Raw genomic sequence first — 16,838 nt, 5'->3', positions numbered from 1 at the left:
TAGATTAAACATTTGGATTAGCGCTATTAGCAGTTTGTACTTTAGCTTTCAAGAGAGAGGTGATTTCCTTCTTCGAGTAAAGATTACGTCCGCCCAGTTTGTGAACGATAATCGTTCCCTCCTTCTGCATACGCCACAGCGTGGTATAAGTTATGTGGAGTCGTTCACATACTTGGTCGCGAGTATAATACTCGTCACTCTCTTCTGCGGTCAGATTGGTTTGCGATTTCTTATCGACCAACTCTTCCACCATTTCAGCGACAACCTGCTTCAGGTCGTCCTTCTGTAACATTATAAAATTTCCTTGCATAACATGTTGTTTTGAAGTTTATGCTGCGAAATTACGATGGAATAAAATGAAAGCACCTCGGTAAAAATCATGTCGATTTCTGCCGAGGCGCTTTTAACGGAACAGCGTTCCTTTTTAACAAATCAAGCCTTCACGATGCAATCAATATACATCAGGGGAAAGTAAGGTGCGCAGTCTTATGCTTATCAACTTTGCCTGTTCTTTTCCTGTTTGAACAGTCTTTTCTGATAAACTCAAATTATAGTCGTTGCCACGTTCACTGACAATGGCATTATAAAGGGCTTCTCCCCAATCAAAGCCAGACTTAAATCCAAGGGATGGGAATTTTTCCAAGATGGCTGTATGGAAAGTACGATAGTTATAGGTATCATTAAGCAAGCTTCCATTGGTCAGCGCAGCAAAAATATAAGCAAGAATAGAATCCGTATCATTCGTTTCCATCCATTCGGTGAGTATTTTTTCTATCTCGTTGGTAAGAAGTTCTGCATGAGGTTGTATAAGCATTTCTTCAAGCAGGACACAGACTTGCTTACGTCCACGTCTGCCTTTACTCTCTTGTAATGCAGAATTAGCTACATCTTTGACTACACGATTGTTTGTTGCTTTCCATGTTCCTTTAGTGTAAGTCGCTTTATCCATACTGGTAAGCATCAAAGAGCGCATAATTTGTTCGCCGAAGTTTTTCTGCCAAAAAGAAGGCTTCTCTCCCATCATTGTTTTGGATAATAAATCAGCGGACTTCACGAAACCATTATCAAATATCATCCAATAGAACACACTGAACAAGAAAGGATTATTGTGCTGCAATTTATCTTTTGTTTCCTCTTTGTTAAATGTAGAGGCAAACAATTCAGTCAGTTTTTCGTGTGCCTGCTGACTAACATTAGAAAATTGAGCTTTGTTGTAGCTCTCAGTTCCTGGGCATAGGCTTAACAATAATTCGGAGATACCTTTTATACCATCAAGCGACAGCAGCTCTATCAAGTAGGAAAAACCTTTGAAGGCGAAGCTCATGTCACCCTCGTATGCTTTTGTGAAGAGATTTGTGAACTCTTGATATTCTTTCGGGTGTTCGTAATGCCAACGGCGCAAACGCAATAGATTAAGTTCTCGGTCTGATGCCTCTTGAGTTTCCTGCTCTTTATCCTGCAAGTGGAATTTAACCCCATCTTTGATATATTGCGCATCCGTAGATTGCTCAAATTTAGTCATGGCACTCTCTATTTCCTCAAACCCATTATCCAATTCCAAATAGCAATGCATACAACAAGCAGCCATATCACCTTCTTCTGCGGCTTTAGAGAAGGTGTTTATTATGTTCTCAACAGGCACATTCTTTGCAGCCATTGCCTCTAAAAGCATATTTTGAAGCGAGTAAGTTTCATCGCATTCTGCCACATTGGTTCCATCTTGTGATAGAATGTCCAATGTGGAATGAAACTTGCTTTTGAACTCTGCATAGATTTCTTGGTTCGCCTCAAACCATTCCTTCATCTTATTGCCCATAAGTGTTATTTTAGCTAATAGGGTTAATCTTTAAGACAAGCCAACGGAATGACTTTCACGCCATCCTGACGAGTGTATGCCATGCTTCCACCAGTCATCACTATCAGCAAATCCGGTTCCCGAATGGGCATCTGTTTCTCTGTTGTGTTATGTTCCTGTATAAGCCTTTTGAGTTCAAGCAGATGCTTGGCTCCATCGTCAATCTCACGACTGCCAAGTTTGCACTCTATCAAGGCATACCGTCCATCTTCCAGATGCAGCACTATATCCGCTTCCAAATCATATCGGTCATGATAATAAGATACGTGACTGTTCAAGTCTATAGTATATGCCTTTAGGTCACGAATACACATCTGTTCAAAGATAAATCCAAACGTCTTGAGCTGCATGGTCAACGCTTCAGGAGACAACCCCAAAAGAGCAATCGGAATGGAAGGGTCGCAGAAACATCGTTTCACGCCACTCCTGATAGCGGTTTTACTTCTAATTGCAGGACACCATGCACTTATGTTCTGGATAACAAATAGCTTTTCCAAAGCTGCAACATAGTCATCAAATGTATCCACGTGGCAACTTACTTCGCCAGATGAGGTCACATCATCCAAAAGCGACTTCTTCTTTACCAGAGTCGAAACATTTCTGGCATACGCCCGAAGTATCATACTGGTCAGTCTGGCATCTCTTTTCTTGCCATCAATGCTAGAAATGTCGTTGGAGCAAATTGTTTGAACATAGTTCTTTGCAACGAGTAGTTGAGCCTTTGGGGTACGAGCCAACAAAGAAGCTGGCCATCCGCCTCGGGAGGCTGCAAAGATTAATTCCTCAACGGTCATCTTAGACATCTTACCGTCAATATCATAATCTGGATTGTTGAAAAGTTCTTTCAACGAAACTTCACCTGTAGATTCTTGTGATTCCCACAAACTCATAGGCAGCATACGCAGTCTGGCAATACGACCAACTCCAGAATGGTGTATTTGGGATTTGTCAACGGCATTGGAACCTGTAAGTATAAATTGTCCGGGGATTTGACGATCATCAACAACAGTTCGTACTGCATCCCACAACATTGGAGCATCTTGCCACTCATCAATAAGGCGAGGCGTAGCTCCATTTAACAGAATGGACGGCTTAGTTTTAGCGGTGACCAAATACTCCTCACGCAAACTAGGATCTTGCATTCTCAAGATGCTGTTTGCAAGTTGAGACGCAGTTGTGGTTTTGCCACACCATTTTGGTCCTTCTATCAATACAGCCCCAAATGCATCCAGCAAGTCTTGCAACAGGGCATCGGCAGTTCTTTTATAGTAACTCATATAATATGCTTTTTCAATTGCAAAGATACATATTTTCTGCGAATTGCAAGGTTGATTCGGCATTTTTGTGGCATTTTAATCCACTTTTTTGCGGTATTTTATTCGGTATTTTTGTGGCATTTTAATCCACTTTTTTGCGGTATTTCACTTGGCATTCTTGCGGTGAGCAACTATAATTAGTCTGATAAGTTAGCCATCAACTCCGTCCGTTCCTCCTCGCTCAAGCCTTTCAGCATCTCAAGCAGGGCTTTCTTATCTACCACAGGAGTACTTTCTTTCGACTTCTCATTAAGTAGATAATGGTTATACTCCAGCATCTTTGCAAGCGGATAGGCACCGATATAATTGGAAGTAATGTCACCGCCGCCACTATGCCCCATGCTGTCGCTTATATATTTATAAGGTACGACACCAGAGTTATTGAGGTTGGTAGCGAAGCTGTGCCTTGCCCAAGTGGGTGATGGCACCTGTTCCATATCCAATAGTTTGGCAACTTTTGCCATGTGCTCACGTATATATCTGTTGTAGCGTTGGATAACCCATATCTCTTGTTCTGGTGTGATTAGCTCACTCATGATGGGGAACACCCTCCGCCCAAGTTTTGGAACATTGCCATACCGGTTGAGTATCTCTTGAATCTCGGAAGTGACAGGAAATATCACTTCGCTGGCACTCTCGTTCCGCTCACGAGTTTTGTGGCGAAGGAAACGAAGCTGCTTGCCATGAGTGGCATAGTATAGTTCATCATAAGTCAGTCGGAGTGTATCAGCAAGATTCTGCCCATCGCCCAGATACATAAAAAGGAATAGTCCAAGGTCGCGAAATATGGCATACTTCTCTCTGCCGAGGAACAGTTCGTTTCCATCTTTGTCTTTTGCCTCGTCAGCTTTCCAAAAGTCATAGAGCTTCCGCATGGTAGCCACGTCAAGAAACTCATGCTTACGGCTCTGCGCTTTGTTGTAGCCCGTATCCTTAAACATTTCTTTGGTATCACCTTTCATCAGTCCGTTAGCTATGCACATATTGATTATAGTCCTTAGACTGCGAAGTGCGATAGCAATAGTGGTGGTGCTCAATTCATTCTTCTTCATGATTTTTACCCATTTCAAGATAAAGTCACGGTTAATATCTGCAAACGATACATCCGTTCCCAAATCTTTCACAAAGCGATTGCGTACATCCTTACTACAACGAGCGGAACCAGCCTTGCCTTCATTGGTCTTAGATTGAATGTACGAATCCCAAACTGTGATGATGGTGCTGTCATCGTCTTTCTTGCCTTGGAACCTGTCTTGCAACTTGCGAAGAGAGAAATTGTTTTCCGAGATAAGTTGGTTAACCATCAGTTCCACTCTGTCCATCAGATTCTTCATGTCGTTACGCTCCGCTAATTGGATGCGCCGACCGCTTTTCTCATAATCGCAAAGAACCAACCATTCTTCCATAGTGTATGATTTTCCTAAACGCAGGAAAATCTTTTGTCCGCCATGACACACACGCACAGCTACTGGAAGCGGTTGCGAATAGTCGCCCGCTTTTCGTATGTCAAGAGTCAGCGAACCATATACATTGCCATTCGCAGCCGTGAATTTCGCAAGGCATTTTTCTCCTCTTGATGTGGTTTTTGCATCCTCTTTTGTAGTTTTAGTAACCTTATTCATCTTTCCATTCTCCATAATACCTTCATTTACAAGTGAAATCGTGTTCATTTGGTGACCTTCAGGTGACCTTTTCGCATGAAAACTGGTGCAAATATAGTGATTTTCCTGCAAACTGCAAAATTCATTAGTCACTGATTATCAGCGCAATAGTACCTCATGTAATTACATGAAATACCCCACAAAAAGACTCATAATCTGGAGGTCCCTGGTTCAAGCCCAGGCTGGTCCACAAACTAAAAGGCTCATCTCTAACGAGATAGAGCCTTTTTTAGTTCATGGAGACCTCCGATTAAGGGTCTGTTGCTTGGTTATATTTAGTATTGTATTAGGTATTTGTTGACTAATTGTTGACTGATTTAAACATTACTAACATGCTGACTATCAAAGCTGAAATCAAGAAGAGTGAACTAAAAGTTGACGGAACGTACAATGTTAAGATTAGATTTACTTTAGACCGTAAGGTTAAAAGACTATCAACTAATCTATTTATAACTTCAAAAGACCTAACTAAATCCCTCAAATTTAAAGAGGACACTTCCATTAAGAGAGCGATAGATAGACTGGTACTTTATTACAGAGAACAGTGTTTCAAACTGCAATTAGACCACAATCATTATTCGTTAGATGAGATAATTGAGTTCTTAAACGGAGAACAAGAGAAGCAACAAACCATTGACTTTATAAAGTTCAGTCGTGAGTGGATAGCCTCAACCACTATCAAAGGTGCACCTAACTACACCACTGCCATTAATGCCTTAGTCCGTTTCATAGGTAAAGAGGAATTGGATATTAATTTGATTACCCTTGACTTCTTAGAAAGCTTTAAAGCATTCTTGAATAAAGAACGTGAGATACGGACTAAAAGATTAATGCAGCAGGGTAAACGGGTACCTTCCAATCGTTCACTCTCTCTATATTTGATAAGCATTAAGAAGTTATTCAATGAAGCCAAGAAGAAATACAATAAGAAGGAGAAGAATTTAATCCTAATCCCCAACTCACCCTTCATGGAACTTGAAATACCCAAGCAGGAAGCAACAAGAAAGAGAGCCATATCCGCAGATATTATAAAGAAGCTATGGAAGCTACCCTATAAAGATATGAAGAAAGGCTACAAATCTACCTGCCATTATAATTTGGCAAAGAATTGTTTCATTCTATCATTCTGTCTTATGGGAATCAATTCAGCAGACCTTTACAATGCCACTGAAATGGAAGGTTATACAATCGTCTATAATCGTACCAAGACGAAAGACCGTAGATTGGATAAGGCTCAAATGAAGGTTGACATACCCAGATTAATCCTGCCTCTTGTTGAGAAGTACAAGGATAAGACTGGTAAACGTCTCTTCAATTTCTATCAATACTATGCTGACGAGAAGGATTTCAATAAGGCTATCAACTACGGCTTAAAAGAAATTTGTACAATATTAGAAATTGACGATTTGGAATACTACGCAGCAAGGCATAGTTGGGCTACCATTGCACTTAATAAAGCTGGCATTGATAAATATATAGTCCATGCAGCACTTAACCATATTGACGATGCAATGAAAGTAACGGACATCTATATTGAACGTGATTTCGTAAATGAGAACAAGGCTAATACTAAGGTTGCGAAGTACGTGTTTGGCAAGTAAGCTAATAATTCCCCACTAAAAATCTACTGAGCTATAATTAGTCGCTATCCTTTTTCGGCTTCCACATGCTTCAAAGGTAGAATGCCTAAAAAGGATATCAAATCAACACTTCAGTAATTTAATGGATATCAGTTATATACAAATTAAAACATATAATTATACGCTATCCTATTTCTAGTGTATAAGGGAAATACTAGACTATATATCTAAAAAACGACATCAAACGAAACAAATGCAGGTTCTGGCAGATTCCCCAGCCCGATAATCTTATGCAATTTTGTACACAAAGCCATCTGATAGATTCGTTTATCCAATATCAACTTGGCTATGGGTACTCCCGAGTAATTGAAAACCAGCACCTTGTTCGCCATGGATTTTTGCGGGTCATTATAGTCATACTCGCTTAAAAGTTGATCTAAGTACAAAATATAGATATATTGGTCATCCATTGCCAAATCCAACACCTGCCCAAAGCTTCTTGCCTTACTAAACAAGAGGTTATAGTCTTTACATTCATAAAAAGACCGATCAAAATAAAAGTTCCAGTCTTTTACCATGGTTCCATTTTCCAGGTGGTATTTAGCAAGATACGGCAGTTTGCTAGGCGCAAACACCATATGCCCGTCATGCGCCGACAGATAACCTTTCAAATTCATCCGTGAAGACTAGACAGAAATTTTGTTCCCCACCGGAGATTCGCCGAACCTCTGTAAAGGCTGCAGATTGGCATCCAGTAAGGAAAAGAAACTACCGTCCTTTCCGCACAATAGGGAGACAAAATGCTGTTCATCCAGTCGTACGAAATTATAATCTGCAGGATTGAGCTCACCTTGCACACGCTTATAAGGAGTTTTTTTTCTGGACAGCTCTTCAATTTCAATAGCATTTCCGTTGCCTTTTAGAGACATCACTGCCAACATTTGTATATTGACATCATTCAAACCGAAGGTGTTTTCGTGAGCGTATGTAATTATTGGCTGTAGGAACTCGCCAGGACCATTTCCCAATGAACCCCAAGTATGGATTTTTTTCATACCCGAAGGAATGGAATATACATGGCAAAAATCATTTTGGGCGACATGCGTCATTACCAAGAATGTATCAACACAGTCAATCCATCCCATATTAATCAGCAATTCTGTATCAGATTGCTCACCATCTACTCTAATCTCCTTATCAAAGGCTGGAAATTCTGTTTTAGATTCGAAGCTACAACTTGACAAGAAGCATAGAAGAATGAATATAATAGAAGTTGTTTTCTGCATAAGTACTTCAAAGCAACATGTAGAATAATCAATGAGCCCTACTTTAAGTTTCACTTTACATCTTATTACATATCTGTTGTAACAAGCTAATGGCTAAAAGTGAAATTTAAAGCAGGCTTAATAATTGCACTTTAGCACTAATCATTATATCCAACCAGGCCTTTTGGTATGACCCAGCAAAATATTTTCACCATAATCTCCGTCAGGATATATTACAACCATTGAATATAAATCAGGGAATTATCACTATCCTTTTTCAACTTCCACATGCTTCAAAGATGAAAAAGCATTAGTGTCCACCAATGAATTCTTACAACAAATTAAAGGCAAAGAATAACCTAAAATGGATCCTTGTAACATGAACTCGAATTACTTTTGCAGTACTTTCAAATTTAACAATTGCCCACTAAAATTTCCAGTAAAAGCTAATGGAAAAACAAGAGTGGACTGGTAGTACACCACCTCCTCGCCAATTTTATAAAGTATCTTTTTATCCAAAGTCTGATGTAGTTTTCCATCAATGTATAAACTTGTAGAGGTATGGTCACCTTTAATCACAATTTGTACCCGTTGACCGATAGGAAACATATAATCAAACTCATTTAAATAACCATCTGACCAGAATGCCAATTTTCCAGACTTTGGGCTACTCTGATACAAAATGGCATTGGAAGATTTAAAAAGCACACTGCCCTTATCTGCGGATTTTGCAGTGAAATCAAAAGCCACTTCATAATCATACCCTACTTCTTCTATCAAAAGCTTTTGATTCCTTTTCAACTTCGAGACTTGAAGCACTTTCCCATCCATCGTTTTTACCTTTGCTCCAATATTCACTCCCGGAGCTTCCGACAAAGCACGACGGCAAGAATCAAACCGTGCGAAAGACAAATCATCCACAGCACCGGTCCACATTTTCAAGCTTAATGTCTGCATAGCAGGATACGCACGATGATGAATGTCCTTGAAAGTAATCCCATTTCCAATGTAATCATTCCATACGGCAAACATTCCCCCTTTCACACGCCTATCATTCCGACTAAATATTCTATCATCAAACATATAGGGTTCCCAGTTATTAAAAATCCACTCTATATTCAGGTAATCGTGGTAATAGAGTGCCGTCAATGGTATTATGTACAATTGGCTACATGCCACATTCACCAATCCAAATCCCAATTCGGCCATTTCAAAGGGATCGGCATAACCATTGTACCAAATGTCCAATAGTACCTCGTCAGACTTCACAGGAAGATCTCCTCTGGCATGCGTCAATGCACCCCATGCCACCGCTTTCTTCCCAAAACCCTCCACATATTTAATGTAATAATCAGTAAAAAAGCGAAACTTTTCAACAACATTAGGATCCGAATTATCGTATTCATCTGTACCAATATGCACTTCTTTACCCCTAAACACCGGATTTTCTCCACCTAAATACTCTGCAAACAAGCTGTCCAAGAACAAATAAGTCTCCGGATTAAACAAATCCAGGTGATCCTCTCCGTACTCCTTACTAGCAATTTCCGGCTTATAGCGCGTAAAGGCCAATGAATGCGCAGGCACATCTATTTCCGGCAAGACAGTCACTCCATACTGCTCGGCTAACATCTGAAGTTCAACAAATTCTTTTTTTGAATAATGAGCCCCCTCCGTGGCCAATCCCGGAAACACGGTACTTTCTAATCGGAAAGCTGCGGGTGTTTGCGACCAGTCATTGCCATAGAACTTTTTAAAGCCGTTGTCATTCAAATGAATCTGGAAACAATTCATTTTATAATAGGACATTATCTTCACATAATCCCTCAAAAAGCCAATGGGGACAAATTTACGTCCTACATCCAACATAAATCCACGCTTAGGATAATTGGGCCAATCTACAGCCACTCCCTGCGGCACCGCCCCATCATACTGTTCCATCATTTGAAGAATGGTCCGAGTTCCCCAAAACACTGCCTGCGTCGTTGCACCCGTCAACACCATCCGATCAGACACATCCAAATAATACTTCTCCCGATTCTCTTCTGTTTCTTTTCCAGCCAAAGTCAAAAAAATATCTCCCGAGCAGGCAGAAACGCCTTCCGCCACCTTATATTTCCTGCCAAACATCACTGCTAAATCTTCGGCAAATGTGTTTGCCACCGGATTGAGTTCTGCTGCATAGCGGGGGTCCAACACCAACCGACACGATGAGCGCCAATAGCCATCCCCGCCTTTCCACTCCTGTAATGCCGGTATCACAAATGGCCTAGAATTTTCTGCCTTTAGCCCTGGCACAAATAGTATGCAAGACACTGCTCCCAATAACACACCTGCCTTAAACACCTGCAACACTTTACCAAAGAGAAACTGCCCCAAAAACAAAATAGTCATTTTCACATCACGAAATATCCACCTCATGTAGTTTGGTCCAAAAACATCAATCCAAGCATTATGCTTGGTAATCCATCTATCCAAAGCAAATTCCATACTATTTATTTTAAAGTTTCAGTTCACTCTACAAGAGTGATTTTTTTTACAAAAGTAACTCCATGATAAGGGACTTGTGTCCAAAATCCCCCTTTATACTCCCCTAAATCCTTTTGATGCCACAAATCACGAACAGAGACTTTTTCTGTATTTCCAAGGCTGCACCATAGACTATTAATCTGTGGAACCTCAGGTGCTTTGGGGGTTAGGATATATTTCTCCTTTGCCATCGATTTTGACCAAGAAGGAATTGGTACAATTTCCCCGCGGCCTACACAAGCAAGAAACAGCCACACCGTTAATAAACACAAACTCACTCTCATCTCAACTGGTCTTTATTTTATCACCGGATTAACAAACAACTCATCCATATACACTTGTTGCGAAGCTTCGAAAGCCACCTTCATATAACGGATGCTTTCATCCAATTGATCAAATAACAAGTTTTCAATCCATGCATCATGCCGATTGTTCGGGAAATGGGGAGTATCCTTGATAGAAGCTAATCTATATTCTTTTCCATCCAACGAAGTGAACAGATAAACTTTCAGCGGCATACCTATTCCATCTAAATTATAGTCCAGCATACGAAGCATGACTTTCCGTAGTCTGGTCTTTTTCTGCAAATCTACCACAAGCTCATGATAACCTTTCTCGAATTTCACCCAACGGGCATCTTTACTGTCTTCCTCGGCAACCCTGCCATCAAGCAATGCCTTCAAATCCGCTTTTCCCAACACCATGTCAATGGTAGCCCCGTTAGCCAATCTCTCCATAAAGGCAGCTTCGGCCAATTGCCAGCAGCCAATCCGCCTTTTCCAGGCCATATAGTCATTGTATACTTTATGTGACCACACCGGTTGCCCCAACTGATAAGTTGACGTGGGGCTTTCTATGATTCCACAAACCATAAATGAGATAATCCTGTCAACCCCTGCCACAGAAGCAGCCACTTGTTGAGATAAAAGACGCGGATAAGCGGCAGGAATCAAGGCCGAAGAACGGTCGTTGGTTCCCTGTTCCCAAGTGAAAGTCTCACAATTGGCCCACATCTCAATATTCAGACGGTTGTGGATGTCTCTCAACCGTTTCCAAGTCTTCTTTAAGCGAGGCAACATGAATTTATCGCGTACACAGCCCACTTCGTCCTGATAGGCTATGATGTCGACTTTCAGCTTTGCCAATTGTTTCTCATACTCCGGATTATCAAAATCAGACAGTCCGATACCATAAGGAGAAATCAGTGTCTTCTTATCCGGAGTCAATGCTCTTGCCTTTTTGGTCAATGCATTAACCGATTGTACAGCATGTTCTGCAAAAATGGGGCAAAGACAATCCTCTACCGGCAAATACCAGCCATAAAAGGCTTTATGATTTTTATAAAAGACGGCCAGTTCCTCCATAATTTGCAATTGGCGTTGTTTGATAGCAGGATCCTGCAAATTATCATCCTGGTCTTTTGCCCATCCAGTACTCATAAAAACCTTCATGTCATATCGGGCAGCCTCATCAAGAATGGCTTCCACAGGACTCTGTTTATCTTTATCATACCACCAGGGCATTAATTGAGAGGGATAATAAGCCTTACCCTCATTGGCAACTTCCATGAATACCAGATATTCAATGCCCATAGCTGACAGTTCCCGCACTTTAGCTTTCCATAATTCCGGATCCGTATTATCAAAACTCTGCGGATTGGTATATCTATTACGTACATCCTTATATGCCAGATTTATCCAAGTACCAGTAATGGGCTTCACCCTCAAAACAGATTCCTTCACCTTCTGTTTTCTCTGTCGGCCAGGAACATCATTGCCAGCAAAAACTACTGCCGACGGCAGTACGGCTGATATCATCAGTACCCCCAATAGGATTGGCAGAAAAATCCTCTTCATAATATACACATTTTTTTAATTAATAAAAGATCAATTGCCACCGGACGTAATAATTAACGCCAAACCTAAAATAAAGAGAATAAACATCAAGGCAATCAATAGATTAGTAGATTTAGAAGCCCCTTTGAATTCCTTCCAAATAAACACCCCCCATAATGCGGCAACCATCGTAGCCCCTTGTCCCAACCCATAGGAAATGGCAGCACCGGCTGTTCCGGCAGCAATATAACTGCACGCTGTTCCCAACGCCCAGATGGCACCCCCCAAAATACCAACCAAATGAGTATTCATATTTCCTTTGAAGTATTGACTGTAAGCCACAGGCACCCCCGTAAAAGGTTTCCTCATTAACAAAGAGTTGAATAGAAAGTTACTGATAAAGATACCTATTGCAAACACAAACAAGGCAGAATACGGAGTCATCATACCAACAGCAGGCGATTCCAGATTTTCCAAATCCATAGCAGCGGCGACAAAACGATAGAAAAACGCCATCAGAATACCAGCGCAGACAGCGATCAGAACTCCTCTTTTTCGGACAGTCTGACCTGATACTTCAGAAACTTTACTGGAAGCAATCCCATTAAAAACAATGGCCAACACAATCAAGAAGACACCCCCAAAAAGAGTGACAGGATCCCCCTTCGGTACACTAAAGTAATTGACAAATACGCCTAATACCAACGCCAACCCCACCCCTATCGGGAAAGCAACCGACATACCAGCCAACGACATGGAAGCCGACAACAATATATTCGAGGCATTGAATATGACGCCACCCAGAAAAGCGCTCCAAAAATTCTCCATACCAACTTGCTGCAAGTCCTGCATAAATCCGCGTCCCCCTTCTCCAATGCTGCCCAGTGTCAAGCCCCAAACCAAAGAAAAAAGAAGTATACCAATCACATAATCCCAATAGAACAATTCATAGCGCCATGTTTGGGCTGACAATTTTTGAGTATTTCCCCATGATCCCCAGCATAACATCGTGACCCAGCACAACGCTACCGCCAATCCGTAACTTTCAACTATAAACATAATCGTGATATTTAATATTGTTTTTAATGATTACAACTCTTCACGGTAAGGAATAGAAGACTGGGCTCCCATTCTGGTTACAGCTATGGATGAAGCTTTTGAAGCCATCACAGCAGCTTGTTTCAAGTCCATGCCCTCTGACAATCCTACGCACAAAGCCCCATTAAACGTATCTCCGGCAGCTGTAGTGTCAATAGGCTCCACTTTGAAAGCATCTATACGATAAGAAACGCCCTCTTCCCTTATAAGACATCCTTTCGAACCCAAAGTGATAATTACATTCTTTACCCCCATCGCGCAAATCTCTTCCGCCACTTTCTCAACATCGGCATCATTGGCAATCTTTATGCCCGTAAGCATCTCCGCCTCGATGCGGTTCGGAGTGACCATGTACAGATGCCGGAACAATTCTTTGGGAAGACTGCGGGCAGGAGCCGGATTCAGCACCACCTTCACTCCTTTCCCGAAAGCCTTTCTGGCAGCATACTCCACTGTTTGAAGCGGAATTTCCAATTGCATCAAGAGGATATCTCCCTCACACATTTCCTCCAACATTTTATCCACATCTTGTTCGTTCAACAACATGTTGGCACCGGATGCCACTACAATACTATTCTCCGCATGATCGTCCACGCTGATCAGAGCTACTCCGGAAGCAGAATCTTCATCGAGAGCAATATATCTTGTATCAATTCCTTCCTTTTTAAAATAACCGACAGATTGCCGACCTAATACATCATTCCCCAATTTTGCCATAAATATCAGATTGCCGCCCAATCTCTTTATTGCAACAGCCTGATTTGCTCCTTTTCCACCCTGGTTCATAAAGAATTCCCCTCCCAGAATCGTCTCACCGGGAGCAGGCAGATGAGAAGTTCTCACCACCATGTCCACATTGGAGCTGCCAATCACTATAATTTTTTTCATAACACTATATTATAAATAAATTCAATCTATTCATCATCGTGCCCGGAAGAACACAGGAGGTGTATCTCCGGCATCGGATACTGCCACACGAGCCGTTATTACCTTTTCATCTCCCGGAAAGAGCGTAATAAAATTGTCACTCCAGAATACCGGATTAATCTCCTTACCCCGGACGTCCAGCAAAGTCAGATGATTGAAATGGGACAAACGATCCGATTCGTTCTTCAAACAAATAGAAAAGACATATTCCCCTTCCTCTTTGGTAACTTCAACCTCCTCCTTCAATTCCGGTTTCTCCATAGAAGTGAACCAAAAGAAATCCATATGCTGGGAATAGAACCAATATAGGTTCTCGGACAGAAGTTTACCGTATTTATCATGCAGCTCCAGCTTCACAAAGTAATTATAAGAGTATTTTCCACACCGGGGCACCGTAACAATCTCCTGATAGCAATCGGGAGAAACAGTTATCCGCTGGGAGTCCTCCCAAGCCACTTCCATGTCATTGTTGATAACTTTAGCCGTCACTTTCACGTCTTGCAGTGTCTGATGGGAGGCATTAATCACAGAAACCCTGAAATCATTCGCATTCAACTGTACGTGCACCGGTTCCATAGCTTTTTTTGCAAAATAATAAGAAGCATTGGGAGCCAGATACCAGTCGTATATCTGCCAGCACACATCGGGCCAGCAAGAATTAATCTTCCAAATCATCACACCGGAAGTAATATCCCACATCCGGTGATTAGCCGCTTCAAACATAGCGCGATAACCATCGGCACTCAGAAACTGGGCATTGTCGGCATATTCTTTTGCCGTCTTCGGATCACCGAACATTGTGCGAATGGCATTGTCATAAGAGCGATAGCAATAATTACTTACATCCCAAGCACCATGTTCAGCCCAAATGCTATCCAATGGGAAAATAGGGCTGTTTACATTAGCCGTACTCTCCGCGGTAGGAATAAATTTCCGGAGGCTGTTGTACGTCGGCATGGAAGGCATCCCCAGTTCATTGCGGAACATCTGCAAATGGACCTCACGCACTTTATCAAAGAAGTAGGAAGAAGGCGCCCAATTATAGTCGGGCGCACCGTCATCCGTCGTACCTGTTGGCAGATCTTCTTTCAGATAAGGAGTCAAGGCGTCTACATCCCAATGAAAACTGGTAGTCGGAAGATAAACACGCGTAGTATCGATACTCCTCACTTTCTCCTTGGTCAGCTTGTACAAGCTTTCATTCATCAAGACCTCATTGGCTCCTATCCATGAAATAATAGAAGGGTGATTGCGATAGCGGAGCATCATATCTTCCACTCCTGCCACCGCCAGACCATGATCCAGAGGATTGTCAGCAGTTTCAGTTCCGGGAGTCATACGGAAACATTGATAGAAAACATGCCACCACATCAGGCCATATTTGTCAAAACTTTCAAACCAGGTTTCAGAAGGAGACGGCATATCTTCACTGCCAATCAGGTTGATGTTCGCCTCTGCCATCAAGCGGGCTTCATCATAGATACGTTTTTCAGATTCCTCCAACAAGATGTCCGGCTGTATCCAACCGCCCTTACAGAATATCCGCTTGCCATTCACATAATATACACGACCACATTCATCTCCCACCCGGTTCAGTCCACTTGCCACCTCACGGATTCCGAAATCAAACTCTTTGGTATCGGACACTTTTCCACCGATGCTAAAAGACAGTTTCATGTGATGCAAGTATTGCTCGCCATACCCATTCGGATACCACAAATACGGGTTTTCTATCAGCAAGGAAGGAAAGTCCTCAGGGGTCAGTTCCACTACTTTTCTCTCACCGGCACGCAGGGCTACTTTCTTCGTCAGCTTGATTGGCTTGAGGTATCCCTCCATATGCTTGGTATAAGTGGGAAATTTGACTTCGTTGAGTAATGTAATCCAAGCATTCACCTTTCCCTCGACAAGCTTTGCAGAAGTATTCCTCACTTCAAGTTTAATATTGACCTTTGCAAGCCCAGTGTCAACCTTCATAGGCATGGTAGTGGACTTTGGTAAAGTAGTGATAACAAAAGGATTTTCAATCAACACCTCGTCCGTGGCTTCCACTATCACTTTCTGGTAGATACCCATATTCCGGTCGCGAACCACGGGAGCACAATCCCAGCCACCGGATATCTTCAATGTCTCATCCTTAAAGATATCGTAGGAATGTCCGCGTACAGGACCGAATACTTTCAACTGGGTGCCGGGAGTCGGGACGCCCGGATGATCCACCTGATAAATTTTTATCGCAATGCAATTGTTGGCTCCGGCACGGGCATATCCGGTTATATCAAGTTTAAAGCGACGAAACATACCCACAATATCTTTTTTATCAGCAACCTGACGACCATTTACCCAGACATCTGCCCGGTAGTTGATGCCGTTCAAGGTCAGCCATACCTTCTTGCCTTTATATGATTTGGGAAGAACGACTTCCGTACGATACCAGTATGGATCTTGCCAAGGATTACGGCCACTTTTCAGGTAGTTGTATTTAGATAGATCCATCCGGGCATTAAATTCATCCGACACATCCGGAATCAGGTAATTATTCAGGCCGATTCTCGGATCAGGATATACGTTTTCCTTCACCAAAGCGTTCAACACGGTAGTGGGCACAGTGGCCTGATACCATCCGGCAGTGGGATAAGACAATTGCGAAACCTCAGCAGCTCCGGCGTTTAGCTCGGAAGAATTGATAATCTTCCAGTTCTCCAGTTCAAGAGATTGGGCATTGACAAACAACATGTTACATATCAACAGTATAAAAAAGAGTTTTCTCAT

General features: G+C 42.0%; 13 protein-coding genes. 1 reads left to right on the top strand and 12 read right to left on the bottom strand.

Annotation, left to right across the window (positions count from 1 at the left end; translation table 11 throughout):
- Positions 1–4: 4 nt before the first annotated feature.
- The 4 genes from DWY57_RS05760 to DWY57_RS05745 all read right to left on the bottom strand — a co-directional run bounded on the left by DWY57_RS05760 (position 5) and on the right by DWY57_RS05745 (position 4,808).
- On the bottom strand, positions 5–310 hold the full coding sequence (locus DWY57_RS05760) for a helix-turn-helix domain-containing protein (protein WP_119961462.1): 306 nt from the start codon (positions 308–310) through the stop codon (positions 5–7).
- Between the two features lie 141 nt (positions 311–451).
- Complete coding sequence (locus tag DWY57_RS05755) at positions 452–1,816, bottom strand: DUF6043 family protein (protein ID WP_119961461.1); 1,365 nt, start codon at positions 1,814–1,816, stop codon at positions 452–454.
- A gap of 23 nt (positions 1,817–1,839) precedes the next feature.
- Complete coding sequence (locus DWY57_RS05750; protein ID WP_119961460.1) at positions 1,840–3,132, bottom strand: DUF4143 domain-containing protein; 1,293 nt, start codon at positions 3,130–3,132, stop codon at positions 1,840–1,842.
- 176 nt (positions 3,133–3,308) lie between these two features.
- Positions 3,309–4,808: a site-specific integrase gene (locus DWY57_RS05745; RefSeq protein ID WP_117747213.1), complete on the bottom strand. Its 1,500-nt coding sequence runs from the start codon at positions 4,806–4,808 to the stop codon at positions 3,309–3,311.
- A gap of 356 nt (positions 4,809–5,164) precedes the next feature.
- On the opposite strand from DWY57_RS05745, the gene DWY57_RS05740 reads away from it, so the two are divergent.
- A complete protein-coding gene (locus tag DWY57_RS05740) occupies positions 5,165–6,433 on the top strand; it encodes a phage integrase SAM-like domain-containing protein (protein WP_119961459.1) in 1,269 nt (422 codons plus the stop codon).
- 206 nt (positions 6,434–6,639) lie between these two features.
- Here the strand turns inward: DWY57_RS05740 and DWY57_RS21250 are convergent, their stop codons facing one another.
- The 8 genes from DWY57_RS21250 to DWY57_RS05700 form a co-directional block, all read right to left on the bottom strand.
- Positions 6,640–7,089, bottom strand: coding sequence for a hypothetical protein (locus DWY57_RS21250; protein ID WP_227186979.1), 450 nt, complete (start codon positions 7,087–7,089; stop codon positions 6,640–6,642).
- 9 nt (positions 7,090–7,098) lie between these two features.
- Positions 7,099–7,752, bottom strand: a complete 654-nt coding sequence (locus DWY57_RS21245) for a hypothetical protein (RefSeq protein ID WP_227186981.1) — start codon at positions 7,750–7,752, stop codon at positions 7,099–7,101.
- A 315-nt stretch (positions 7,753–8,067) separates the two neighbouring features.
- Positions 8,068–10,167: a family 20 glycosylhydrolase gene (locus tag DWY57_RS05725; RefSeq protein ID WP_227186982.1), complete on the bottom strand. Its 2,100-nt coding sequence runs from the start codon at positions 10,165–10,167 to the stop codon at positions 8,068–8,070.
- Positions 10,168–10,190: 23 nt separating this feature from the next.
- Positions 10,191–10,397: a hypothetical protein gene (locus DWY57_RS21240; RefSeq protein ID WP_035447288.1), complete on the bottom strand. Its 207-nt coding sequence runs from the start codon at positions 10,395–10,397 to the stop codon at positions 10,191–10,193.
- A gap of 105 nt (positions 10,398–10,502) precedes the next feature.
- Positions 10,503–12,062, bottom strand: coding sequence for a DUF4434 domain-containing protein (locus DWY57_RS05715; protein ID WP_098032008.1), 1,560 nt, complete (start codon positions 12,060–12,062; stop codon positions 10,503–10,505).
- Positions 12,063–12,092: 30 nt separating this feature from the next.
- Positions 12,093–13,100 (bottom strand): GRP family sugar transporter, encoded by a 1,008-nt coding sequence (locus DWY57_RS05710; RefSeq protein WP_057281451.1) that lies wholly within the window; start codon positions 13,098–13,100, stop codon positions 12,093–12,095.
- Positions 13,101–13,130: 30 nt separating this feature from the next.
- Positions 13,131–14,027, bottom strand: coding sequence for a ribokinase (gene rbsK, locus DWY57_RS05705; RefSeq protein WP_117601550.1), 897 nt, complete (start codon positions 14,025–14,027; stop codon positions 13,131–13,133).
- Positions 14,028–14,060: 33 nt separating this feature from the next.
- Positions 14,061–16,838, bottom strand: a complete 2,778-nt coding sequence (locus DWY57_RS05700; protein ID WP_035447296.1) for a glycoside hydrolase family 2 — start codon at positions 16,836–16,838, stop codon at positions 14,061–14,063.

Origin of the sequence: Bacteroides sp. AF25-5LB, from assembly GCF_003602965.1 — a bacterium.
In the GTDB taxonomy this organism is placed as follows: Bacteria; Bacteroidota; Bacteroidia; order Bacteroidales; family Bacteroidaceae; genus Bacteroides; species Bacteroides uniformis.
The sequence above is the reverse complement of the archived record's forward strand: the minus strand, read 5'-3'. Positions and strand labels throughout refer to the sequence as shown.

What these genes read in the sequence shown, in the direction of transcription:
- DWY57_RS05760 (WP_119961462.1), bottom strand. Translation starts at nt 310, where the DNA reads ATGCAAGGAAATTTTATAATGTTACAGAAGGACGACCTGAAGCAGGTT.
- DWY57_RS05755 (WP_119961461.1), bottom strand. Translation starts at nt 1,816, where the DNA reads ATGGGCAATAAGATGAAGGAATGGTTTGAGGCGAACCAAGAAATCTAT.
- DWY57_RS05750 (WP_119961460.1), bottom strand. Translation starts at nt 3,132, where the DNA reads ATGAGTTACTATAAAAGAACTGCCGATGCCCTGTTGCAAGACTTGCTG.
- DWY57_RS05745 (WP_117747213.1), bottom strand. Translation starts at nt 4,808, where the DNA reads ATGGAGAATGGAAAGATGAATAAGGTTACTAAAACTACAAAAGAGGAT.
- DWY57_RS05740 (WP_119961459.1), top strand. Translation starts at nt 5,165, where the DNA reads ATGCTGACTATCAAAGCTGAAATCAAGAAGAGTGAACTAAAAGTTGAC.
- DWY57_RS21250 (WP_227186979.1), bottom strand. Translation starts at nt 7,089, where the DNA reads ATGAATTTGAAAGGTTATCTGTCGGCGCATGACGGGCATATGGTGTTT.
- DWY57_RS05725 (WP_227186982.1), bottom strand. Translation starts at nt 10,167, where the DNA reads ATGGAATTTGCTTTGGATAGATGGATTACCAAGCATAATGCTTGGATT.
- DWY57_RS21240 (WP_035447288.1), bottom strand. Translation starts at nt 10,397, where the DNA reads ATGGCAAAGGAGAAATATATCCTAACCCCCAAAGCACCTGAGGTTCCA.
- DWY57_RS05715 (WP_098032008.1), bottom strand. Translation starts at nt 12,062, where the DNA reads ATGAAGAGGATTTTTCTGCCAATCCTATTGGGGGTACTGATGATATCA.
- DWY57_RS05710 (WP_057281451.1), bottom strand. Translation starts at nt 13,100, where the DNA reads ATGTTTATAGTTGAAAGTTACGGATTGGCGGTAGCGTTGTGCTGGGTC.
- rbsK (WP_117601550.1), bottom strand. Translation starts at nt 14,027, where the DNA reads ATGAAAAAAATTATAGTGATTGGCAGCTCCAATGTGGACATGGTGGTG.
- DWY57_RS05700 (WP_035447296.1), bottom strand. Translation starts at nt 16,838, where the DNA reads ATGAGAAAACTCTTTTTTATACTGTTGATATGTAACATGTTGTTTGTC.